At 49.2% G+C, this 23710-nt stretch carries 26 protein-coding genes and 1 riboswitch; of the genes, 20 read left to right on the top strand and 6 right to left on the bottom strand.

Annotated elements, in window-relative coordinates:
* Positions 1-463 precede the first annotated feature (463 nt).
* Together KTG14_RS15830 and KTG14_RS15825 are read left to right on the top strand one after the other, a co-directional pair.
* Positions 464-1024 carry a thioredoxin family protein gene (locus tag KTG14_RS15830; RefSeq protein ID WP_216971802.1) on the top strand — a complete coding sequence of 187 codons (561 nt, stop codon included), beginning with the start codon at positions 464-466 and terminating at the stop codon, positions 1022-1024.
* Between the two features lie 100 nt (positions 1025-1124).
* Complete coding sequence (locus tag KTG14_RS15825; protein WP_216971801.1) at positions 1125-2039, top strand: diacylglycerol kinase; 915 nt, start codon at positions 1125-1127, stop codon at positions 2037-2039.
* A 54-nt stretch (positions 2040-2093) separates the two neighbouring features.
* Here the strand turns inward: KTG14_RS15825 and KTG14_RS15820 are convergent, their stop codons facing one another.
* Entirely contained in the window at positions 2094-2528 is a 435-nt protein-coding gene (locus KTG14_RS15820; protein WP_216971800.1) for an NUDIX hydrolase, read from the bottom strand.
* Between the two features lie 199 nt (positions 2529-2727).
* On the opposite strand from KTG14_RS15820, the gene KTG14_RS15815 reads away from it, so the two are divergent.
* The 9 genes from KTG14_RS15815 (at position 2728) to KTG14_RS15780 (ending at position 10201) form a co-directional block, all read left to right on the top strand.
* On the top strand, positions 2728-4071 hold the full coding sequence (locus KTG14_RS15815; RefSeq protein ID WP_216971799.1) for a cytochrome ubiquinol oxidase subunit I: 1344 nt from the start codon (positions 2728-2730) through the stop codon (positions 4069-4071).
* Positions 4071-5099, top strand: a complete 1029-nt coding sequence (locus KTG14_RS15810) for a cytochrome d ubiquinol oxidase subunit II (RefSeq protein ID WP_216971798.1) — start codon at positions 4071-4073, stop codon at positions 5097-5099. The genes KTG14_RS15815 and KTG14_RS15810 overlap by 1 nt, the downstream gene beginning before the upstream one ends.
* A gap of 14 nt (positions 5100-5113) precedes the next feature.
* Entirely contained in the window at positions 5114-5224 is a 111-nt protein-coding gene (gene cydS / locus KTG14_RS18120; protein WP_374703198.1) for a cytochrome bd oxidase small subunit CydS family protein, read from the top strand.
* Positions 5225-5311: 87 nt separating this feature from the next.
* Entirely contained in the window at positions 5312-6673 is a 1362-nt protein-coding gene (gene rlmD, locus KTG14_RS15805; protein WP_216971797.1) for a 23S rRNA (uracil(1939)-C(5))-methyltransferase RlmD, read from the top strand.
* A 504-nt stretch (positions 6674-7177) separates the two neighbouring features.
* Positions 7178-7360: a hypothetical protein gene (locus tag KTG14_RS15800; RefSeq protein WP_216971796.1), complete on the top strand. Its 183-nt coding sequence runs from the start codon at positions 7178-7180 to the stop codon at positions 7358-7360.
* A 44-nt stretch (positions 7361-7404) separates the two neighbouring features.
* A complete protein-coding gene (locus KTG14_RS15795) occupies positions 7405-7875 on the top strand; it encodes a GNAT family N-acetyltransferase (protein ID WP_216971795.1) in 471 nt (156 codons plus the stop codon).
* Between the two features lie 96 nt (positions 7876-7971).
* Entirely contained in the window at positions 7972-8397 is a 426-nt protein-coding gene (locus KTG14_RS15790) for a DUF1801 domain-containing protein (protein WP_216971794.1), read from the top strand.
* Between the two features lie 126 nt (positions 8398-8523).
* Positions 8524-8682: a Fur-regulated basic protein FbpA gene (gene fbpA, locus KTG14_RS15785; protein WP_216971793.1), complete on the top strand. Its 159-nt coding sequence runs from the start codon at positions 8524-8526 to the stop codon at positions 8680-8682.
* A 70-nt stretch (positions 8683-8752) separates the two neighbouring features.
* The gene (locus tag KTG14_RS15780) at positions 8753-10201 is read left to right on the top strand and encodes an amidase family protein (RefSeq protein ID WP_216971792.1); all 1449 of its coding nucleotides are present in this window, start codon (positions 8753-8755) and stop codon (positions 10199-10201) included.
* A gap of 43 nt (positions 10202-10244) precedes the next feature.
* On the opposite strand, the gene KTG14_RS15775 is transcribed toward KTG14_RS15780, so the two are convergent.
* Positions 10245-11087, bottom strand: coding sequence for a TetR/AcrR family transcriptional regulator (locus tag KTG14_RS15775; RefSeq protein WP_216971791.1), 843 nt, complete (start codon positions 11085-11087; stop codon positions 10245-10247).
* A gap of 182 nt (positions 11088-11269) precedes the next feature.
* Here KTG14_RS15775 and KTG14_RS15770 point away from each other — a divergent pair, with 182 nt between their 5' ends.
* From KTG14_RS15770 to KTG14_RS15755, 4 genes are all read left to right on the top strand, one after another.
* A complete protein-coding gene (locus KTG14_RS15770; protein WP_216971790.1) occupies positions 11270-12736 on the top strand; it encodes an MDR family MFS transporter in 1467 nt (488 codons plus the stop codon).
* Between the two features lie 109 nt (positions 12737-12845).
* Positions 12846-14003 (top strand): DEAD/DEAH box helicase, encoded by a 1158-nt coding sequence (locus tag KTG14_RS15765; RefSeq protein ID WP_216971789.1) that lies wholly within the window; start codon positions 12846-12848, stop codon positions 14001-14003.
* Entirely contained in the window at positions 14003-15226 is a 1224-nt protein-coding gene (locus tag KTG14_RS15760) for an aminopeptidase (RefSeq protein ID WP_216971788.1), read from the top strand. Before KTG14_RS15765 ends, KTG14_RS15760 begins: the two co-directional genes overlap by 1 nt.
* 12 nt (positions 15227-15238) lie before the next feature.
* Entirely contained in the window at positions 15239-16180 is a 942-nt protein-coding gene (locus KTG14_RS15755; RefSeq protein WP_216971787.1) for an SGNH/GDSL hydrolase family protein, read from the top strand.
* Positions 16181-16241: 61 nt separating this feature from the next.
* Here the strand turns inward: KTG14_RS15755 and KTG14_RS15750 are convergent, their stop codons facing one another.
* Positions 16242-16391: a hypothetical protein gene (locus KTG14_RS15750; RefSeq protein ID WP_216971786.1), complete on the bottom strand. Its 150-nt coding sequence runs from the start codon at positions 16389-16391 to the stop codon at positions 16242-16244.
* A 64-nt stretch (positions 16392-16455) separates the two neighbouring features.
* Positions 16456-17538, bottom strand: coding sequence for a M20 family metallopeptidase (locus tag KTG14_RS15745; protein WP_216971826.1), 1083 nt, complete (start codon positions 17536-17538; stop codon positions 16456-16458).
* Between the two features lie 138 nt (positions 17539-17676).
* Positions 17677-17776, top strand: a riboswitch (TPP riboswitch).
* Positions 17777-17874: 98 nt separating this feature from the next.
* On the opposite strand from KTG14_RS15745, the gene thiT reads away from it, so the two are divergent.
* Both thiT and map read left to right on the top strand, forming a co-directional pair.
* The gene (thiT, locus tag KTG14_RS15740; RefSeq protein WP_216971785.1) at positions 17875-18450 is read left to right on the top strand and encodes an energy-coupled thiamine transporter ThiT; all 576 of its coding nucleotides are present in this window, start codon (positions 17875-17877) and stop codon (positions 18448-18450) included.
* Between the two features lie 159 nt (positions 18451-18609).
* A complete protein-coding gene (gene map / locus KTG14_RS15735; protein ID WP_216971784.1) occupies positions 18610-19362 on the top strand; it encodes a type I methionyl aminopeptidase in 753 nt (250 codons plus the stop codon).
* A 45-nt stretch (positions 19363-19407) separates the two neighbouring features.
* Here map and KTG14_RS15730 read toward each other — a convergent pair whose 3' ends face one another.
* A complete protein-coding gene (locus KTG14_RS15730; RefSeq protein ID WP_216971783.1) occupies positions 19408-20148 on the bottom strand; it encodes a tryptophan-rich sensory protein in 741 nt (246 codons plus the stop codon).
* A 186-nt stretch (positions 20149-20334) separates the two neighbouring features.
* On the opposite strand from KTG14_RS15730, the gene KTG14_RS15725 reads away from it, so the two are divergent.
* The 3 genes from KTG14_RS15725 (at position 20335) to KTG14_RS15715 (ending at position 23246) form a co-directional block, all read left to right on the top strand.
* Positions 20335-22134, top strand: a complete 1800-nt coding sequence (locus KTG14_RS15725; RefSeq protein ID WP_216971782.1) for a M3 family oligoendopeptidase — start codon at positions 20335-20337, stop codon at positions 22132-22134.
* Position 22135: 1 nt separating this feature from the next.
* Positions 22136-22684 (top strand): GNAT family N-acetyltransferase, encoded by a 549-nt coding sequence (locus tag KTG14_RS15720; RefSeq protein WP_216971781.1) that lies wholly within the window; start codon positions 22136-22138, stop codon positions 22682-22684.
* 79 nt (positions 22685-22763) lie between these two features.
* Positions 22764-23246 (top strand): DinB family protein, encoded by a 483-nt coding sequence (locus KTG14_RS15715; protein WP_216971780.1) that lies wholly within the window; start codon positions 22764-22766, stop codon positions 23244-23246.
* 187 nt (positions 23247-23433) lie between these two features.
* Here KTG14_RS15715 and KTG14_RS18050 read toward each other — a convergent pair whose 3' ends face one another.
* A complete protein-coding gene (locus tag KTG14_RS18050; RefSeq protein WP_483313508.1) occupies positions 23434-23649 on the bottom strand; it encodes a transposase in 216 nt (71 codons plus the stop codon).
* Between the last annotated feature and the right edge of the window lie 61 nt (positions 23650-23710).

Raw genomic sequence — 23710 nt, 5'->3', positions numbered from 1 at the left:
ACAAGCGTTCTTCTTGGCTTATTGCAAGAGGCCAGCCCAAAGCGGGAGGCGGCTGCTTTACGATGAAATAATCAATGGACGATTCATTTCGCTATCAAGTCCAGCTAAGCGTCGACACTAGCGGATAAACACGATCAACAGCGATACTTCCTCGCACACAACATCCAATGAAATCCAAAAGCCGAACCGCGCACAAGGGCGAGCCGAAGCAATGAGACAAGTGTTCTTCTTGGCTTATTGCAAGAGGCCAGCCCCAAGCGGTAGGCGGCTATCTCGTGATGAAATATACTATGGATTATTCATTTCGCTCACTTGTCCAACTCAAGTCTCGACATTCTGTTCCGAAAACAGCAGATAGCAAAGAAATGTAGCGTTAATTGGAACAATTCCATAGCTTTTTGCTTAAAAGTTTGCCGCAAAGGGAAAAGAACAGGTAAACTGTTTTGTAAGGAGACGTGATAGAATGATGACGGAACTGGAATATTTTGAGCACGCCATCACGCTAGAGAAATATATGGCGCAGATGGAATCCAATCAGGAAAAAACTTACGCAATCTATGAAAAATTCGAACTGCCGGACGATCCGGAATTTATCGATATGCTGAAACAGCAGGAATTGAATATCTTGGCGATTACCGAAGATTGGTGCGGTGATGCGATGATGGTCAACCCGATTCTCCGGAAGTTGGCGGAAGCAGCGGATATGGAAGTCCGCTGCGTTTACCGCGACGATAATCCGGAGCTGATGGACCGCTATTTGACGAACGGAGGCAAATCGATTCCGAAATATATTTTCCTTTCAGAGAATGGAGAAGTGAAGGGATCTTGGGGGCCGCGTTCGCCGAGAGTTCAGCAGATGGTCGACGAAAAGAAAGCGAAACTTCCTGAAAAAGAAGATCATCAATACGAATTGCATTGGAAAACCACCATTGGGGAAATATCGGACCGTTTCACGTCCGATCCAGAGCTCTGGCAAGATACGTACGAAGACATTCGCAAGAGCTTGCAAAAAAGTTTGGCGTAACACTATACAGACAGTTGGCTGCAGAATGCCCGTCCGCGGGAACTTTCTGCAGCCCTGTCATGTCCTGTTTCTATAGAATGGTCCAGAAAGGCTGAATCCGATGAAACGAGCACGCATAATTTATAACCCGACATCCGGCAGGGAACTGTTCCGCCGCCACTTACCGGAAGTGTTGGAAAAAATGGAGATTGCAGGATACGAAACGTCCTGCCATGCAACCACATGTGAGGGGGACGCTGTGAAAGCGGCAGAGCATGCGGTCGAGCGCAAATTTGATCTGGTGGTAGCAGTCGGTGGGGACGGGACACTTAATGAAGTCGTTTCCGGCATCGCCAAATATCCCGAACGACCGAAAGTGGGCCTGATTCCTATGGGCACAACCAATGACTTTGCACGGGCTGTGCGCATTCCACGCGACATCAACCGAGCTGTCGATATCATCATCAAAGGCGAATCGATTCCTGTCGATATCGGGGTTATGAACGATGACCGCTATTTCGTCAATATTGCCGGGGGCGGGCGCTTGACGGAGTTGACATATGAAGTTCCGAGCAAGCTCAAAACGGTGCTTGGCCAGTTGGCGTATTATTTGAAAGGCATCGAGATGATTCCTTCGATTCGCTCTTCCCGTGTCCGCATCGAATACGATGGGCAAGTGTTTGACGACAAAGCAATGATGTTTTTAATCGGCTTGACCAATTCCGTCGGCGGTTTTGAAAAATTGGCGCCGGACGCCAGCATCAACGACGGCAAATTCACCTTGCTCATCCTGAAGGAATTGAATATGGCGGAATTTATCCGTGTGGCATCACTTGCGCTTCGCGGAGAGCATTTATCCGACCCGCATGTGTTGTATGTAAAAGCGAGCAAGATTTCGGTGACTTCCAATGAACGCGTATTGTTGAACCTAGATGGCGAGTTCGGCGGCATTTTGCCGGCTACCTTCGAAAATCTGGAGCGCCATATTGAAATGTTCGTGCCGCTGGAGTACATCAAAGAAAAAGACCGCAAATAAAAAGCGAACCGCTCAACCCGGATGGGGATGAGTGGTTCGCTTTTTTTGAATAGATCAGTATTCCAGCAATTCGATGGCTTCGTCCTGGTCAGCTGCAAGTTTCGGCAAGCCTTCAATTGGCTCCCAGCGGTACTGTACGACAAGGCCATTATCGCGCCCCTTGCTTTTGATGGTATGTTCGAATTGGTCGATTTTTTCGCCGGTGTATTCAAAATGGAAGATGTTGCGCTCGTACGCTTTGTCTTTATGCGCCGGGTAGTAATTGTATTTGTGGATTTTCCCGACGAATTCCAGCACATCGCGCGGCAGGCCGGTCTCTTCTTTTACTTCGCGGTATAGGGCATCAATCAATAATTCGTCTTCCCCAATCGTTCCGCCGGGCACTTGCAGTCCAACTTCGGGTTCGCCTTTATACTCGAATACGAGCAATTCTCGGTTGTGTTCTTCGCCTCTAGTGATATAGGCAAATACCTTTCTGCTTGTTTCCATATGAATCATCCTTTTCTTTTGTTCATTATAGAATACTAAAAATTCAGCAAAATTTCAATGGAGATGTTTTCATTTTGTCACAGCTTATTCAAACATCGCGCGGAATCGGATGCCTCGCAGAAGTTTATAGGGGGGGCTTTGAGGTACAATAAGACATATAACGGGCAGTACAATTGCCCAAGTAAAGGGGACGAGAAATTTGGGATTTGAAGATACGGCCTTAATGAGCCGGATACTGACCTTGATGACCCTATCTTTCCACATCATTTACGCGACGATCGGTGTAGGGGTCCCGCTCATGATCATGATCGCCCAATGGGTCGGGATCAGAAAAAAAGACGAACATTACATTCTCCTAGCACGGCGCTGGGCGAGAGGATTTGTTATCACGGTAGCGGTCGGGGTCGTAACCGGCACCGCAATCGGGCTGCAATTATCATTATTGTGGCCGAACTTTATGCAAATGGCAGGGAACGTCATTGCGCTTCCGCTGTTCATGGAAGTCTTCGCGTTTTTCTTTGAAGCGATTTTCCTCGGAATCTATTTGTATACGTGGGACCGTTTTGAAGACCAGCGCAAGCATTTTCTATTGCTGATTCCGGTTGCGCTCGGAGCGGCTGCTTCCTCGGTATTCATCACTATTGTCAATTCATTCATGAACGCGCCGCAAGGATTTGACGTGTTGAACGGGGAGTTGGTCAACGTGAGCCCATTGCTCGCGATGTTCAGCCCGGCCGTGCCGACGAAAGTGGCACACGTCCTGTCGACCGCGTTCATGACGAGCGCGTTCATATTGGCGTCAATCGCAGCTTTCCGTTTGCTGCGTGGCTCGAATCATATTTACCACAAAAAAGCATTGTTCCTGACAATGAAGCTCGCGCTGGTCTTTTCAGTTGCGACCGCCATCATCGGCGACTTTTCAGGGAAATACTTGGCCGAGTATCAGCCAGAGAAACTGGCAGCTGCTGAATGGCATTTTGAAACAGGATCTGAAGCCGAACTAGTGCTGTTTGGTGTGTTGGATGGCGAAGAGCCGAAATACGCGATCCGCATTCCATACGCGCTGAGTATTTTGGCGCACGGGGTACCGAGCGGTGAAGTCATCGGTTTGAATGATTTCCCGGAAGATGAAATTCCGCCGCTGTGGATCCATTACCTCTTCGATACGATGGTCACACTCGGCATGTGGCTTGCGTTCTTCTCCTTCGTATACGTTGTCGGAGCGTGGCGCGGCTGGTCCATTGTCACGAAACAATGGTTCCGTTGGCTGACCATGCTGAGCGGGCCGCTTGCCATGCTCGCGATACAGGCCGGCTGGTGGTTCACGGAAGTCGGCAGGCAGCCGTGGATCTTGCGCGGCTACATGAAGACCAGTGAAGGGGCCACGACAAGCGGGCAAGTCGATTTGATGATCGTGTTGTTCGCCGGCCTCTATGTCATTCTCGGGATTGGGACGGTTGTCGTCTTGTCACGCATGTACAAACGCAATCCGGTCGAGAAGGAATTGGCACAGCGTGAATCCGTAAAAGGCGGTGGTGAATAATGACACTCGAGATTATCGGGATTTCCGTTCTCTGGCTGTTTTTGTTCCTTTACGTTATCGTGGCGTCGATTGACTTCGGCGCTGGATTCTTTAACGCCTATAGTGCTTTTTCCGACAAGCAGCATATTCTGACAGGCATCATCCAGCGCTATCTGTCGCCGGTATGGGAAGTGACGAACGTCTTTTTCGTGTTCTTCTTCGTCGGCATCATCGGGTTCTTCCCGCAGACAGCGTTCTATTACGGTACGACATTGCTCGTTCCGGCGAGTATCGCGCTTATTTTGCTGGCAGTGCGTGGTTCTTATTATGCGTTCGCTACTTACGGCGCGAAGATTGACCACCGCGGCTATATCTATATGTACGGCTTATCGGGGCTGATGCTTCCGGCGGCGCTGTCGCCGGTGCTGGCCATTTCAGAAGGCGGCTTCATGCGCCTTGAAGGCGGCCAGCCTTCGCTTGATTACTGGGCACTTTTTACAAGCCCGTTGATGTGGAGCATCGTCGTCTTGAGCATTGCAGCGGTGCTTTATATTTCCGCTGTGTTCTTGACATGGTATGCACACAAAGCGGGAGACATAAAGGCGACTCAATTGGTGCGGAAATACGCATTAGTGTGGGCAGGCCCGACGATCGTCACTGCGACCGGCATCATCTTCGAACTTCGCGGGCATAACCCGGAACATTACGCGAGCTTGCTCGATCTGTGGTGGATGTTCGCGCTATCGTTCCTGTTGTTCCTCGGCACCGTATTTTTGATCTGGAAAAAGCGCAATTACGGCTTGGCGTTCATCTTGCTCGTCGGCCAGTTCTTTACCGCGTTTTTTGCCTACGGAGCGTCGCATTACCCGTATTTGTTGTATCCGCATTTGACGATTTACGATAGCTTCACGAATGAATCGATGGCGATCGCCTTGATCATTGCCTTTATCGCTGGGCTTGGGCTATTGTTGCCGTCGCTTTACCTATTATTCCGCTTGTTCTTGTTTGACAAAGATTACGTCAAAGGGAAATCGGATTATCATGCCTAAGGAGGCTGTGAAAGATGAATGATTTCTTCATTTTCTATGCGCCGTTTCTGGTGATCATCCTGGCGATTGCCGTTGGTTTCTGGATATCGCTGAAAGATGGCCCGGTAACGAAAGACAAAAAATAAAGCTGTGGCGGGAATTCCCGCCGCAGTTTTTTACTGCTTAAAAAGCGGATATGGTACAATGAATCAATGTGAAATGGAGTGAACGTAATGAAACCAGTAACGAAAAATGACCGCTTGTCGGTCTATGTTGAAGACTTGACGCATGACGGCGCCGGCGTCGCTAAAGTGGACGGCTATCCGCTGTTTATCAAAGAGGCATTGCCTGGCGAGACGGTCACAGTACATGTGCTGAAAACCTTGAAATCCTACGGCTTTGCGAAACTCATCTCGATTGAAGAGAAATCCGCAGACCGTATCGACGCGCCGTGCCCGGTATTTGAGATTTGCGGCGGCTGCCAATTGCAGCATCTTTCCTACGAGGGCCAATTGAAATACAAAGAAAAAGTCGTACGCGATGCGATGGCGCGTCTTGGCAAACTGCCGGATGTGCCGGTCCATCCGGTCAAAGGCATGGACAATCCGTGGCGCTACCGCAATAAATCACAGATTCCGTTCGGGCTTGATGACGGCCGTGTCGTCGCCGGTTTTTACCAGCCGCGCTCACACCGCATTGCCGATACCGATATCTGCTTGATCCAAACGCCGGAAGCGGATGTTTTGATGGCGTCGCTCAAGCGCAATTTGCAGGACATGGGCATCGAGCCTTATGAAGAAAAGACGCATCGCGGCATGCTGCGCCATGTGGTCCTGCGCAAAGGGCGTGTGACGGGCGAATTGATGGTTGTATTGGTGACGAAGAAGCAGAAATTCCCGCAAGCAGAGCGCGCAGTGGAAGCGGTCCGTGCGGCATTGCCGGACGTGACGTCGATCATGCAGAACGTCAACCCAGAAAAGACCAATGTCATTTTCGGGAATGAAACGATCAATCTATGGGGCAAAGACATCATCGAAGACCGCATTGGCGATGTGCGCTTCGAGATCTCTGCGCGGTCATTCTATCAAGTTAATCCGGAACAGACAGAAGTGCTGTACGGGCAGGCGCTTGATTACGCGGGGCTGACAGGAACGGAAACGGTGATCGATGCGTATTGCGGCATCGGCACGATTTCGTTGTTCCTTGCACAGCGCGCAAAATTCGTCATGGGTGTCGAGATCGTCCCGCAGGCGATCGAAGACGCCAAACGCAATGCCGATTTGAACGGCTTCACGAATACTTTATTCGAAGCAGGTCCCGCCGAAGAAGTCATTCCGCGCTGGTATAAAGACGGGAAAGAAGCCGATGTGCTTGTCGTCGACCCGCCGCGAAAAGGTTGCGATGAAGCGCTCTTGCAGACGATGCTTGAACAGAAGCCAGAGCGCATCGTCTACGTCTCCTGCAATCCGGCGACGCTGGCTCGCGATTTGCGCATCTTGGAAGATGGCGGCTACCGGACGCAGGAAGTCCAGCCTGTCGATATGTTCCCGCAGACGACCCATGTCGAATGCGTTGCTTGGCTGACAAGAAGCTAATTTTTATTGATAAATGGAATTAAATGTAAAAAAATATAACCCCCTAATGCTTGTTCTTTGAACAGCATTGGGGGTTTTATTATGGAAGAGGAAAACGAAACTAGGGACTTTAGGTGGAAGGAATAGACTAGGAGGCAAAGAAGTAGTCAAGCAATGAGTGATGAAGCATCAAAAGCAAGTGGCAGATGCTTCATCGAAGGAGGGAACGGTATGAAAATCGGGGTAATCGCGCATTCCCAGACCGGCCACACTTTGCTTGTCGGTGACCGGCTTCGTGAAAAGTTGCAAGCCGGGGACACGAAGCGCGGGTGATGAGGATGCAAAATCTGAAAGGGACAAATCCGGAAAAACCCGACAGATGTACAATTGGATTCACTGCCGCAAACAGCAGGGTTTGATGCTTTGATTTTTGGGGCCTTGGTACAGGGATTCACGCTATGTCTGGGGTTTATAACGTACGTGGGAAAAATTCCAGATATTAGGCATGCGCAGGCGCCATGCTTCTTGACGCAGCAATTTCGCTATAAATGGCTGGGCGGCAATAGGGCAATATTAGAAATGACAACATTGCTTGAAGCGAAAGGGGTAGTCGTTAATTCCACTGCGATCATCAATTGGTCCAATAAAAAAAGGCAACAGCAGATCGAGGAATTGGTGGAACGCTTCAGCGGCCCATACGAGGGTTAGGAAATGGCAAGTCAGCGTGTGACATCGCAAAGGGAGTGGGAGACATGTCGAACATCCAATTTAAACGGCTGGCCAGTGATACTCAGTCGCTGGAGCAATTCAGGGAATTGAATGCTTTGTTTGCGGATGCCTTTGAGGAAAAAGAGACGTATCTTGGAAATCCGCCGTCTGATAGCTACCTCCTATCGTTATTGGCAAAGGAACATGTCTTGGTATGCACCGCATTGTCCGGTGGCGAACTTGCAGGCGGGCTTGTCGCATACGTGCTGGATAAATTCGAGCAGCAGCGGAAGGAAGTATACATCTATGATTTAGCAGTGGCTACCAAATATCGCAGGAGAAAAATCGCGACCGGGCTGATTCAGTTTGTCCAAGCCGAAGCGCAGGATCTAGGCGCATGGATCGTATTTGTCCAGGCGGACCCCGTGGACACGGCTGCCGTGAAACTGTACAGTTCACTCGGCACGCGGGAAGACGTTTTTCATTTTGATTTCAAGCTAGAGGAAAATGAATGAGCAGCCGCCTCCTTTTGCTAGCGTTTCGTGCGAAAACAGGACAATAGGCGTTGCGCAGAGAAGTAGGGTGGAGAGCTTAAAGGAGGAGATCTGGAAATGTACGAACAAAAAACGAAAGAGCATGAAGGCAGTGTCATCGAATTTATCGAGTCGGTCGAAAAGCCGTCAAAAAAAGAAGATGCTTACCGGCTGCTGGAAATTTTTGAACAAGCGACCGGCCATCCAGCGAAGATGTGGGGAGACAGCATCATCGGTTTCGGTTCTTATCATTATCGCTATGCGACCGGCCATGAAGGCGATGCACCGCTCGCTGGATTTTCCCCGCGCAAAGCGAAAATCAGCTTATACCTGACAGGCTGTGCAGAAAAAGAGCCGGATGCGCTTGAGCGTCTGGGAAAATGTACAACAGGAAAATCCTGCATCTACATCAATAAGCTCAGCGATATCGATCCGGAAGTGCTGAAAGAATTAATCCGCAATGCAGTAGCGTATTTGCAGGAGCGCTATCCAGACAAAGCATGAATTGAAATTTGTCGAAACGAGGACGACGAAAAAAATTATCGGCAGTTTTTCTTTTGGCAGGTTTTAGGCTGTGATCGTTTCGGGTATAGAAATAGTGATACTATCTGCAAGGAGAGAAGAAGCACGATGGAACACATACCCGCGTCGAAATTCGAAGACAAACGGTCGATGGTCATTGATGAGCTCGTTTCAAAGAATGTCTTCAAGATCAACGGCAGGCAGCTTTATGAACTGTCCTTATATGAACTGTTAAAGGAATATACCGATAAAAGCCTAAGCTCATGAGCTCAGGCTTTTTTAGATATCTATGGCCCTGCAAAATGGGCTTATTTTGCACCATGTGGGAGGAACAGGCATGCATCATCAGAAACTGGAAAACTACCGCGAAAATAAGCTTGACGAAATGACGATTGCCCAATTGCAAAAAGAAATGGAAACAGGCAATCTGACGTCGGAAGAACTCGTGCTCATGTACAAAGAAAATATTTCGCTGCGCGATAAAAATACTTATGCCGTGCTCGAGATCAATCCGGACGCCTTGCTCACTGCACAAGCATTGGATTTTGAGCGAAAGCATAAAGGGCCGCGCTCGAAACTACATGGCATCCCTCTATTAGTGAAAGACAATATGGACACCGGCGACAAAATGCACACAAGCGCAGGGTCGTTCGCGATGGCAGATCATTATGCGCTGCGCGATGCGAAAATAGTGGAAAATTTACATGCGGCTGGCGCAATCATCCTCGGAAAAACGAATATGACCGAGTGGGCAAATTTCATGAGCGATAAAATGACCAACGGCTATAGCTCGCGCGGCGGCCAAGTGAAAAACCCTTATGGTGCCTTCGATGTCGGTGGATCGAGCTCAGGATCGGCAGCTGGAGTGGCTTCGAATTTGGCTTCCGCTGCGGTCGGGACGGAAACTTCCGGGTCAATCATCAACCCGGCGGCCCAGAACAGCCTAGTCGGCATCAAACCGACGATCGGGCTCATCAGCCGCACAGGCATCATTCCCTTATCACATACGCAAGACACGGCCGGGCCGCTTGCACGTACGGTAGAAGATGCAGTGGCAGTATTCGCGGCGTTGATCGGAACAGACCCAGAAGACGAAATTACACGGTTTGCTGAACAGTTCAAGGACTATAATTGGCAGCAGCATTTGAAAGAAGACGGGTTGTCTGGCGCTGTATTCGGTGTGGATCGTCAATTGTATACGGATATAACGGACGAGCAGTCCGAAGTATTTGAAAAAGCAATAGAACAATTGCGTGCATGTGGCGCTGTTATCAAGGAATTCGACCTTGGCGCCGATCAGGAAGATCTCGGTTTTGCGGTGCTGCTCCATGAATTTAAGGCAGACTTGAATGCCTATTTGGCGCGCTCGAACCCCAACCACCGGATCCGTTCGATGAGTGACATCATTTCATACAATAAAGAGCATGCGGAACGGATGTTGAAATTCGGCCAGAATCTACTAGAGCAAGCTGATGGCATGAGCGGAAACTTGACGGAGCGAGAATATGTCGAGGCGCTCGAACGCAACCGCTTCCTAGCGGCTGAACAAGGCATGAATAAGCATCTTCAGCAAGCCGGCGTCGATGCTCTTCTGCTGCCTAAGGATTTCGGATGCAATATCGGGGCAGCGGCCGGGTTCCCTTCGATCACGGTGCCTTCGGGATTGACGGCCTTAGGTGAACCGTTCGGCATCACGTTTGCCGGACAGGCATTCGATGAACCGAAGCTAATCGAATATGCATATGCTTTTGAACAAGCAACAGCGGGGAGGAGGCGCCCCAAATAAAAAAATCCCCTTCCCTTGTAAAAAACTTGGGAAGGGGATTTTTTTATTTGATTTGGCGCCACACTTGTTCAAGCAATATCTGCAGTTCTGCCTCGGACTCTGTATTTTTGCCCAATGAAGTCAGCACACTGTCAAGAATGGCGTTGCGCGGGTGTTCAGCTTTCAGTTCATGGACGAGGAATGTCAGCAATTGTTTGACGTCGTCATTTTCCGCCTGTTCTGCGAATGCTAGCAATTGATGGGCGCTGTCAGATAAGGTCGGCTGTTGCTGGTGCTGGGCCAATAGGCCGTCAGAGAGAAATCGCTTGCCATCTTTCAATTGAATCTCAACCGCTTGTTTCATGCGGTGCACAATATAGACGGTCAGTTCTTCGAGCGGCAGCTGCTGTTCAGTGCCAAAGCGCCATACGTGCATTAATTGTTGGAGTGCACCATTTGCGATAGCGGCGTTTTCAAGTGCATAGGGCCGCGCTTTGTCGCCGAATAAATCGATGATCCGGCTGCTTAACCACTGCAATTCCAGAATATACTGGCTTTTTCCAAAAGCTTTCAATTCCTCATCTTGTGAGTAGAAAATGCTTTCATACAAAGAAAACAAGTTCTTCTCGTGATTCATGCGGATGCGGATAGCGAGCTGTTTGGCGAAAAGATCGGGGTCGCTCGGGGACTCCCCAAAAGCGATAGAGATGCGCGCTGCCCGGATATCTTCAGCGATTGACTCCATTAAAGCGATGAGACATTCCGATTTTGAAGTGAAATAATTATAAAAAGTGCCTTTAGAAATGCCAGCTTCATCCAGAATGTCTTGTATGGACGAGGCGTTATACCCTTTCTTGATGAACAAATGATGGGCGGCACTGATGATTTGTTGTTTTTTAGGATTCATAATATCCCCTTTTTGGACTGATAGTATAGCAAAAGCATACCGTCAAAAGCTCATGAAATCAATGTTCCAAACTTATTGTCCGTTCTCAGTCCGTCATTCTTGTAAAAACTATACCATGAGTATAAAATATGTCGATAGAGTATAATTAGCCGAATCAAATCGGCGAGACGGAGGAAAGAAACATGAAAGAAAAAACAAAACCACCTTATGCAATCATTGCCATTTTGTTCACCGGAGCATTTGTGGCGATTTTCAACCAAACCCTTTTGAATATTGCCCTTCCGGAAATCATGATCGATCTTCAAGTTGACGCTGCAACAGCCCAATGGCTTGTCACAGGTTATATGCTGGTTAACGGCATTCTGATTCCGGCGAGCGCTTATTTGATCCAACGCTATTCAAACCGGGCCATCTTCATTGTCGCGATGTCCTTATTCTCGCTCGGAACCTTGCTCGCGGGAGTGGCGCCGACCTTTGCTGTCCTATTGATCGGCCGCATGGTCCAGGCATCAGGCGCTGCACTCATGATGCCTTTATTGATGAATGTCATGCTCGCTGCGTTCCCGGTCGAAAAAAGAGGGCAAGCGATGGGCGTCTTCGGGATGGTCATGGTCGTCGCGCCGGCAATCGGCCCGACGCTCTCGGGCTTTATCGTCCAAACCTACTCCTGGAGAGTATTGTTTTTCATCGTATTGCCGGTAGCCTTGATCCCGTTACTGCTTGGGATCTTCAAATTAAAAAATTTGACGTTCCAAAACCGCGAGCTATCGCTTGACCCATTGTCTCTTGTTTTATCAAGCCTAGGGTTCGGGGGATTGCTTTACGGATTCAGTTCGGCCGGCTCGCTCGGCTGGGAAAATCCGGCTGTTTATTTAACGATAGCGGTCGGCCTGTTGTCCTTAACAGCCTTTGCATTCCGCCAAATGAAGCTTAAAGAGCCGCTATTGGAACTGCGCGTCTATAAGCATCCGATGTTCGCATTGTCTTCGGTCATTTCAGTCACTTTGTCGATGGCAATGTTTTCGGCCATGATCCTCATGCCGATCTACATCCAGACCATTAAAGGCATCTCGCCAATCCAATCCGGTTTGATGATGCTGCCCGGCGCGCTCGTCATGGGGGTCATGTCCCCGATTACCGGACGAATTTTTGACCGATACGGTGCTAAAGTGCTGGCACTTCCTGGCTTGGCCCTTGTGGTCATCACCACCTATTTGTTCAGCAATCTGACGCTTGATACAGGTTACTATGAAATCATGGCAATATATACATTGCGCATGTTCGGCATTTCGATGGTCATGATGCCAGTCATGACCAATGGGCTCAACCAATTGCCAATGAAATCTTATCCGCACGGCACAGCCATCAACAATACCTTGCAGCAAGTTTCCGGCGCGATCGGTTCTGCGTTTCTCGTGACCTTGATGAATACGCGCACCGAAGCGACTGTCCAAGACCTGGTCGCTTCCGGCACAAGCCCGCAGGAAGCGACCATCCCTGCCATGCTTGAAGGCATCAATTTCTCGTTTACGGTATCGACTTATATCGCGCTCGCTGCGTTTCTGTTGGCGTTATTCATTAAAAAGCCCGATCAGAAAGTAACGGAAACAGAGAAAAAACGTGTGTACAAACAGCGTTATGCCAAATGATGGAGGAGGCGGTTCCTGAAAAAGGAGCTGCCTTTTTCACTTGCCGAAAAAGGCGATGGAGAGCCGAATATGGTACACTTAAGGCATCGAAAAGAAGGTGGAATGGCACATGAATTTTACAGAAGAATTAAGTCCTGTCTGGCAGGAAAAATGGAAGCAAACTGGATTTACCGAGGCGATGCCGATTCAGGAACAGATGATTCCGGAAATGCTCGCAGGAAATGATATTGTAGCGGAATCTCCGACGGGATCTGGGAAAACCTTGGCATATCTGTTGCCGATCTTGGAACGCGTCGACCCGAAAAAACCGAATACGCAGGCGATGATTATCGCACCTTCACAGGAACTCGCGATGCAAATCGTCAACGTCTTGCGTGAATGGACAGCGGGGACGGACGTCACTGTCACACCGTTGATCGGCGGCGCCAATATTCAGCGCCAATTGGACAAGTTAAAGAAAAAACCGACAATTGTTGTCGGCACACCAGGACGCTTGAATGAACTGGTCAAGACCAAGAAACTGAAGATGCACGAGGTGCGCATCATGGTGCTTGATGAAGGCGACCAATTGATGGCTCGTGAACACCGTGGCATCATGAAGGACTTGATTGAAAGAACACAGCAGGACCGTCAGTTGGTGTTGGTATCTGCGACCATTACAGAAGAAATCGAATTGGTGGCGGAGCGTTTGATGAAGCAGCCGACGCGCTTGCAAGTATCGGCTGAACAGTTGCCGAAACAAGGCAAAGTAACGCACTCGTTTGTCAAAGTCGATGAACGCGACAAAACTGATTTGCTTCGCAGCTTGTCGCATATAGAAGGCATCAAGGGCTTGGCGTTCGTCAATAACCTGGACCAAGTACTGATGAAGGAAAGTAAGCTGAAATTCCGCGACGCAAAAATCGCGACTTTGCATTCCGAAATGAAAAAAGAAGAACGCAAGAAAGCGCTGGACGATTTCCGCAAAGGCGAAACGGCCGTATTGATCGCAACCGAAGTAGCGGCACGCGGCCTTGATATCGACCAATTGACGCACGTCATCCATGTCGATGCGCCGATGACTCTGGAGCAATACTTGCACCGTTCTGGCAGAACCGGGCGTGCAGGCGCTGATGGGGAAGTATTGACGCTACTTGCGTATGCGGATGAAAAGCATTACAAAAAACTAACGAAAGAATTGCCGAATAAGCCCGTGCAGAAAATCATGCATAGCGGCGCATTGATCGAAGGCAATAGCAAAACCGTTTCAGCAAAGGGGAAAAAATGATGAGCTTTCACGAAAAATTAGCGCAATATGCAGAATTGACAGTTCGTGTCGGCGTCAATGTCCAGCCAGGGCAGGAGCTGTTGATCGCAACGACAACAGATACCGTGGAATTCACGCGCTTGGTCGTCGAGAAAGCCTATGAAGCGGGCGCTAAGCAAGTCCATGTAGCGTTTACGGATCCGTCAGTGGCACGAACGCATTACGAATTGGCACCGGACGCCGCGTTCCACGAATTTCCGGATTGGGTCGTCAAACAGCGTGACGCTATCATCGACCATAAAGGCGCGTTTTTGTGGATCGATGCGGAAGATCCGGATTTACTGACCGGCATTCCAGCAAAACGCTTAAGTGATGCCCAGAAATCGGCGGGAAAAGCATTGGAACGTTACCGCCAGGCTGTCGGATCAGATAAGATCGCTTGGTCGATCGTCGCAATCCCTTCTGAAAAATGGGCACAAAAAGTGTTCCCGGACGAACAGGATCAAATGGCTGCTTTATGGCAAGCGATTTTCCAGACCGTGCGTATCGGAAATGGCGATGCAGTTGCGCTGTGGCAAGAGCATATCGCCAACCTGGAACGGCGGGCGGCCGCATTGAACGAACGGCGCTACCAGAAATTGCATTACCGTGCGCCAGGCACCGATTTAACGATCGGTTTGCCGAAGGGCCATATGTGGATGAGCGGGGCTTCCCGGACACCGGGCCATGTGCCGTTTATCGCCAATATGCCGACAGAGGAAGTGTATACCGTGCCAGCTAAAATGGAAGTCGAAGGTACGGTGTGCAATACGAAGCCGCTCGTCTACCAAGGGAATATTATCGATGGCTTCACGTTGCGCTTTGAAAAAGGCCGTATTGTGGAAGCACAAGCGGAAGTCGGGCAAGAACTATTGGATGAATTAATTTCAGCTGATGAGGGCGCAGCATACCTTGGGGAAGTGGCGCTTGTGCCGGTTGAATCGCCGATTTCAGCTTCCGGCATTCTATTCTATAACACGCTATTCGACGAAAATGCATCGAACCATTTGGCAATCGGCGATTCCTACCCAACTTGCCTCGAAGGCGGAAAAGACTTAGAACGCAATCAATTGCAGGATTATGGATTGAATACCTCGATCGTCCATGAAGATTTTATGATTGGGTCGAGCGAAATGGATATCGATGGTATTACAGAAGCCGGCAAAACCGAAGCGATTTTCCGACAAGGAAACTGGGCATTCTAACGAGGTGAGCATATGAAAAAGATCATGAGTGCAGCAGCAGTGGGGCTGTTGCTGACGGCAATGGCGAATACGGTATTTGCGGAACCACAAATTCCGGCCGCGTATGTGGCCATCGGCGATTCACTGGCAGCAGGCCAAACGCCGAACCGGGCAATCGACAGCGGTTATGCGGATTTGATTGCACAGGAATTGACGCGCAACCAGCCGCTTGCGTTCTATTCGAAGGATTTGGCTTTTCCGGGATTCACTGCAAGTGATGTCCTCGAAAGCATCGAGTCGGATGAAGCAAAAGAGCTGCTGGGCTCAGCGAACATCATCACGGTTTCTGCCGGCGCAAATGATTTGCTGCGCCTCGTGCAAGCAAATGCAGCTGAAGGGGCTTTGAGCTTTGAGGAGATACCGGCAGATTATGCGCTGAACGCGGCCCGTAAAAATGTGGAAAAGATCCTTTCTGAGCTGGAGGAGCTTGCGCCTTCAGCAGATGTCTACGTAATGGGCTATTATTTCGCTTATCCACATGCACGGGATAGCCAAAAGCAAGGCACGGCGAAGCAGCTGGAGCAACTAAACGCTATTCTAGAACAGGAAGCGGAACAGGCAGGCGTGACATTTGTCGACGTAGCCGGCCGTTTCGGTGAGGATGCGGTGGACCTCGTCCCGAATTCTGGAGACGTCCATCCGAATTTGGATGGCTATCAGGAGATGGCGAACGCATTCTTCGAGCAATACGGGGGAGAGTTGAAAGTGGAAGATACAGAACTTCCTGAACCGGCGCCTGTAACTTTCGAAGAAATCCAGCAAATGCAGGAAGAGGAACAGCCTTCAGGTGAAGCGGATGAAGCACAAGAAGAGCCTGCCAAGGAAGATACTTCAGATAATGATTCTGCCGCCAAGCCATTTGAAGGCGAGAAACTTGATTATCTAGCGATTCGCCAGGCATTACCGCTCATTTAAAAAGTTCAACCATATAAAAAAGGCCGGAGAAAATGAATCATTTTCTCTGGCCTTTAATCATTTAGCGGCTTTTTTGCGAATCGCTGCGGTTGCGTGCGTCGTTTTCATTGTTTGTGTTGTTCTTTTTGCGGTTGTTCATCACTTTACGGATGATTGGGTATGCAATCGGCCCATACTTAATCGCAGATCTGACAAGTCTTCCAATAGCCATATTTATCGCTCCATTCATTTTTTCGTATTGAGGTTTGATAAAGTATTCCCGATTTCAGGCTTTATTAAACATCAGTCGGGGCAATGGCGTGGGCAATCAAAATATCCTTATAAGAATGGACGCTTGAAATGGAGACATATTCTGCGTTGCCGTGCCAGTCATCTCCACTCGGCCCGAACTCGATGGCGCCTTGCCCGCCGATCTTCTCGGCATAATAACGGGTGTCGGCAGCGCCGTGCTGGCCGAACAGCACCGGCTGTTCAGAAAGCGTCGACTCGACTGCCTTCATCAAGGTTTGGATGTACGGATGGTCATCCGTCGTCGTCAAAGCCGGGGTGGAACCGCTCGCTTTAAACTCCATGTCAACATCGAGCGTTTTGGCCAGCTGTTCCATCTGGCGGACAATCTCCTCTTTATCTTGACCTGGCATAAAGCGGATATCGTAGGACATCTTGCAAATTTCCGGCACGACGTTATAGCGATCGCCTGCGTTGATGATTGGCAAGTTGACAGAAGGTTGCTCATAGTAGTCTGTCGATTCTTTGCGGAACGGCAAATCTTTCATACCGGCATGGAATTTCATGGCTGATTCGATGGCGTTGATGCCTTCCCATGGTCGTGAGCCGTGGGCAGGTTTACCTTTGAACGTCAAATCCATTCTTAATATGCCTTTCGATTGCAAGCCGATCTTCAAATGGGTCGGTTCGCCGCAAATGACAAAATCGCCGTAATGGCCTTGCTCGACCAGCCATTTCGACGTATTGCGCCCTCCGATCTCTTCATCAGTGACGATGTGTAGACGCACTTGGCGCGGTAAAGCGGCAGCATCAAGGTCGATAAATGCCTGCATCATCGCGGCCACGCCCGCTTTCATATCGGCCGACCCGCGGCCATACAATTTGTCGCCTTCTTCGATTGGGGAAAATTGCTCTTTATGTCCCGGTACGACATCAACATGGCCGTTCCAGATAATCTTTTCTGCGCCTTGCCCTTTTGCTGCAGTGAGCATGAAGTAACCATCGTTATCATGGACTTCGACTTTTTCGCCTCGCTCTTGGAGCCATTCTGAGCAGAACAACAACGCCTTATTTGCCCCTTCTTTTGTATCGCTTTCAATTTTAATTAAATCCTTCAATAAATCAATCATTAATCCGGCAGTTTTCAAACTGCCTCCACCACCTTCCACAAAGTTTGCTAGTTTCTAACTACCCTAATCCGGTGGGCTGAAACGGCTTGCAAGCCAAGTGTGCGTTGTGTACAATACACATAATAGCGAAATAATTGTATACACCACAAGGGGAGCTTTGGCTGAGAGTGAACGAGTAAGTTCTTACCCTTCGAACCTGTAAGTTAACACTTGCGCAGGGATGTGGATGGAAAACCGGCCCGAGCGGCGCCAGGATCTATCCTGGCGTCGTTTTTTTATTGTTCTGTAAAAAACGGCCCTTCTGGTGATGTGCAAATCCAAAAGGAGGCAGTTTGAATGAGAAATAAACGCGTATTGTTAATGGTCGAGATTGCGATTTTTGCAGCTCTCGGCTTTGTATTGGATTTTATCGCCTTTCGCATGCCGCAAGGGGGATCGGTCAGCTTGGTCATGATTCCGATTGTGCTGATGGCATTTCGCCGGGGCATTGCAGCCGGTGTTGTGACGGGGCTATTGGTCGGCTTGCTGCAGATTGTTACGGGAGTCATCTCGGTTGCGCCGCTGTCATTTGGCTTTGTCGTCATGCAAGTCATATTGGATTATTTGCTGGCATATGGCGTGGTCGGATTGGCCGCAATGGTGCGCGGCCGTTACTTGGAAGCTGTGAAGGCGAAAAAGACCGGAAAAATCATTGTCATAGTAGCACTTGGCGTGTTGATCGGTTCTTTTCTCCGCTATGTCATCCATGTCATTACTGGCATTCTGTTCTTCGGCATGTTTGCTGATGGCAACGTCTTCGTCTATTCAGCGGTCTATAACGCTACTTACATGATTCCTGTTGCGATCGTCGCGGCGATTGTTTGCTCTCTACTGTTTATCACAGCTCCGCGTTTGACACAGCCAGACGCATGATGAAAGCCGCCTAGCGATAGGCGGCTTTTTTAGCTTGGTAAATCAATTGATTATAGTTTATTTGGGTATTTATGGTAAAATTTCGAACGATAGGAGAGGCGAGAGCGGCTTCTTCTATGTTATAATGCTCAAATAGAATAGTTTGAAAGAAGGGTCAGTATGATAGCGATTAATGAAAAAGATATTGAAGGATTGAAAAAAGCCGGACAGATGGTAGCGGAAATCCGTGAAACGATGAAAGCGGCCACGAAGCCCGGCATTACGACGAAAGAACTCGATGAATTGGGCGGCCGCCTGTTCAAAGAATGGGGCGGCGTCTCTGCTCCGAAATCGGAATACGATTTCCCTGGTTATACGTGTATCAGCGTCAACGAAGAAGTGGCGCACGGGATTCCAGGTAAGCGCATCATAAACGACGGTGATATCGTCAATATTGACGTGTCCGGATCATACGGCGATTATTTTGCTGATACCGGCATTTCATTCGTGGTTGGTGAAGGCCATGAAGCGAAAGAAAAGCTTTGCCAAGCAGCGGAATCCGCATTCGAACGTGCCATGATGAAAGTGAAAGCCGGAGCCAAACTGAATCAGATCGGCAAAGCAGTCGAACGCGAAGCGAAAGACCAAGGCTTGTTCGTCATCAAGAACTTGACAGGGCATGGCGTCGGAAAATCGCTTCACGAGGCGCCTCAGTACATCCTTAATTATTACGATGCATGGGAAACGACGATCTTGAAAGAAGGCATGGTGCTTGCAGTCGAGCCGTTTATTTCCCAGAAGGCTGAACATATCATCGAATCAGGCGACGGCTGGACCTTCATCACGCCGGACCAATCGCTCGTCGCACAAATCGAACATACCGTACTCGTCACAAAAGGCGAACCGATTTTGCTGACGAAACTCGAAAAATAAAACCATCGAATATAAAAAAACAACCATCGGCCGATGGTTGTTTTTTTATGGCGTCATATCCGCTTTTGCCGGCTTTTTCTTGATTAACAGAATACCGGTCAATAAAACGCCGCTCAAGAATAAAGCTGCCGTACTGACCAGCATCTCGTCCATGCCATGGCGGACGGCAATCGCGACGAATGCCCAAATGAAGACCAAAGTCAGCGGGATGTCCGAATGGTGGAAGCGTATATGAAGCGCAAGTGCGGTCGCTACGGTCAGCATGATGACCGTCCACAATTGATCGCTCAGCCCCCAGCCGCTCCAGCTGTAGAAAGTCAAAACATAGCTAATATTGGCGATGGTCGCGACACTGATCCAGCCAAGATTGACCGAGACCGGCAAACGTTCCGTAAAGCCCCGTTCGTCGTTTCCGTATTCCAAGTACAAAGCGATCAGCGACAATAGATAGGCAATCATTGCAGCGATCGACCAAATAAAGAACTCATAATGCCAGCAAAGCAGCCAGGCGATATTGAAAACAGCACTCAAGATGAAATACAATGACACCTTCGCTGATGGATGCACTCCTTTTTTCAAGCGCAGCCAAAAGCCGATGATCCAGATAGCCAATAAAATATATATAACGGACCAGATGGAAAATGCATAACCGGCCGGCGTAAAGAGGACCGGCACACGGTCGGAGATTTCACCGGTAGTCTGACCGTTGATCGGCAGTATATTCGCCAAGGCATTCATGGTGACGACGGCGATAAATGCCAGCGTCATCAGCAGTACGCGAATCATATGAAATCCCTCCTCAATTATCAGTATAAACTTGCGAGCCCGCTCGACCAACAAGAAAGTGCAGGAAGTTTTTGAAAAATGGCGATATCGTGAAAAGTGGCAGGCAGTCGCCGTTCCCGTTATATGAAGGAAGATGTTATACTTATTCATGTATTTTGAAAATTCGTGACTGCAGGGGGAATAGAGATGACGAATACATATCCGGAAGTATGGGAGCTCGATAGTTTATTTGCAGGGGCAAGTGATTCAACTGAATTGAGAACGCATTTAGAGGCAACAGAGGATAAGCTTGCCAATTTCGAACAAAACGCTGCAACTTTCGAAGTTCCGCAACAGACAAGCGACGCAAAAGGGATAGCAGGTTTTCTGGAGCAGACGAGTGACGTATCCGTGGACATTCGCCAAGCCGGTGCATTTATTGGCTGTTTAATGGCACAGAACACCGAAGACAAAAAAGCGGCCTTGCTGCAAAGCGAAGTCGGGCTTATGAGATCCCGCTTCCAAAGCGCTTTTTTGAAATTCAAACAGGCGCTTATGGAGACGGATCCGAATGTCTGGTCAGAGCTGCTTTCGACTGAGGACTTGAAGGAATTCGCCTTTATCTTGGACGAATGGCGCAAAGAAGCGAAACGGCTGTTGTCCGAACAAGAGGAAGGGCTTATTACATCACTCAGCATTGATGGCTACCACGCGTGGAGCGAATTATACGATTTGCTGATTGCCTCCGTTTCGGTTCAAGTGGATGTAGATGGTGAAGAGAAAACGCTGTCCGTGGGGCAAGCGAATAACTTAAGCTCCCACCAAAACAGCAAAGTGCGCAAGGAAGCGTATGACAAGCTAGAAGCGGCATGGGGCGAAAAAGAAGAGCTGTTTGCGAAGACCTTGAACTCGCTCGCAGGCTTCCGGCTACAGATGTACAACAAGCGCGGAGTCGACAATGTGCTAGAAGAGCCGTTGCAGATGAACCGCATGAAGCAGGAAACTTTGGACGTCATGTGGCAGGCCATCAGTGAACACAAACAGCCGTTTGCGGATTATCTGGCGCGCAAAGCGCAACTTCTCGGTAAAGAACAGCTTGCCTGGTATGATGTCGATGCACCTGTCGTAGAAAACGTTCAGCAATTCGATTACGAGCAAGGTTCTGAGTTCATCATCCGCCATTTTGGGGAATTTGGCCCGGAATTGCAAGAATTCTCGCGCTACGCATTAGAGAATGGTTGGGTGGAAGCAGAAGACCGGGCGCATAAGATGCCGGGCGGCTTTTGCACTTCACTTCCGAAAAGCGAGGAATCGCGCATCTTCATGACCTATAGCGGGTCGATGTCCAATGTCGCGACACTCGCCCATGAATTGGGGCATGCTTTCCATACGCATGCATTGCGCCCGGTGCATGATTTGAACCGCAGCTATGCGATGAATGTAGCCGAAACGGCCTCGACGTTTGCGGAAATGATCGTAGCAGACGCAGCGGTCAAGAATGCTGTGACCAAAGAAGAGAAAATCTCCTTGCTAGAAGACAAAATCCAGCGCAGCGTGGCATTTTTCATGAACATCCATGCCCGCTTCCTCTTTGAGACGAGATTCTATGAAGAGCGCAAGAGCGGTGTGGTTCCGGCGAGCCGCCTGAATGAATTGATGGAACAGGCCCAAGAGGAAGCATTTGCCGGCAGTTTATCGGAAGGGCATCCGCATTTCTGGGCATCGAAACTGCATTTCTATATCACCGATGTGCCGTTCTATAATTTCCCATACACCTTCGGATACCTCTTCTCGCTCAGTGTTTACGCGAAAGCGTTGGAAGAAGGAGAAGGATTCGAAGAGAAATATATGGCCTTGCTCCGTGATACGGCGATTATGAGTACAGAAGAACTGGCGATGAAGCATCTCGGGGAGGACATTACCGAAAAAGAATTCTGGGAAAAGGGAATTGCTGTATGTACGAAAGATGTCGATGAATTCATCAAATTGACTGCAGAAGAGGGATAAGATGAACCTGCTTTTTGAAGGGAAAACGTGTTATCTTCGTACGCTGACCGTGGAAGATGCTGAAGACATGGTACGGATCCTGGTTAAAAACCGTGATTATTGGGCGATTTATGAGCCGAGGCATCGCGATAGTTATTTCACGATTGCCGTACAGCGAGAGAAAATCCGTGAATCCATTTACCAAGCGAGAGAAAACCGGGAATACAGTTTTGGGATTTTCTCACACGACAGCAATCAGCTAATTGGCCATATTTCCATTTACAGCATCAAGCGTTTGCCGTTCCTTAGCGCCTTGGTCGGCTACTCGATGGACGAAAAGTTTATCGGTCGCGGCATTGCCAGCGAAGCGGTCCGCTTGATTACGGCTTTCGGATTTGAGGAATTGCGCCTCCACCGCGTGGAAGCGTATGTCGCCCCGGATAATGTCGGTTCACTGCGCGTACTCGAAAAAGCGGGATTTGAAAAGGAAGGCTTGCTCAAGCAATTTCTGTTCATCAATGGGGTATGGAAAGACCATTATTATTACGCATTGCTCGAACAGGATTTTTGAAAGGGCAAGGCCGCCTATCTGAGATGGTGGAAGGATATGCGGAGATGGTTTGAAAATTGAGGAAGGGAGAGGATGCTATATGGATCCCCAGAAATTATTTGCCTATCACCAATGGGCAAGCCAAAAGGTACTGCAATTGGTGGAAGACTCAGGCGAAGAGTATTACACGAAAGCGGGCCAGAATTCATTCCCATCGATCCGTGAAACGGTCGCCCATGTCATTGGTGTCGAAAAGATGTGGTTCAAGCGGATGAATGGGGTCAAGAGCCCGGAATTTGAACATTTCGATGTCGATACGGTCGAGAAAGCGAAAAATGCCTTGCTCTTGCTTCATGCGGAGATGGAATTGTATTTCGCCTCACTATCAAAAGAAAGCTGGCAAGAAGAGCTGGATTACCGCAATATGAAAGGCAACGAGTTCCGCCACAGCCGCGAAGAAATGCTCTTCACTGTCGTCAATCACGCGAGCTACCACCGGGGGCAGATCACTTCTTTATTGCGCCAGTTTGGAAAAGCCGGAATCCCGCTGGATTATATCTATTTCCAAAAAGAAAACCGCTGAGATTCCTCAGCGGTTTTCGCAGGCTGTCGAGAAACCTCGGCAGCTTTTTTGCGTTTCGCTCCAGCCGGACGCTTTCCGCGGGCACGGCCTCAGCCGCTTCGTCGCTGGCGCTCCTGCAGGGTCTTCGGCTCGCGCTGTTCCCGCAGGAGTCGCCGGCTTCCGCTTCACTGTCGGTTTTTTTGACTACTCAATTCCAGCGAACCGGCGTATACTGACAAAAAGAAAAGGAGTGAGCGAACCATGTTGGGTTCGACGGGCGTCCATTATCGGTACAGTAATAGGGCGTCGTAATCCGTTCAATGAAGGAGAAATCGATTAACTCGTCAACGGTCCGAAGGAAGTGATCCCGTGGCACTAGCTCATCAATGGACACCGTGGTTTGGTCATGACGATGAAGTAATATTCCCTATGATGGATTTCATTAAAAAATACGAAGTAGAACATTTTATATCTTCACATGAACC

It is taken from the genome of Planococcus sp. CP5-4_YE (genome assembly GCF_019042655.1).
Lineage (GTDB): Bacteria > Bacillota > Bacilli > Bacillales_A > Planococcaceae > Planococcus.
The sequence above is the reverse complement of the archived record's forward strand: the minus strand, read 5'-3'. Positions and strand labels throughout refer to the sequence as shown.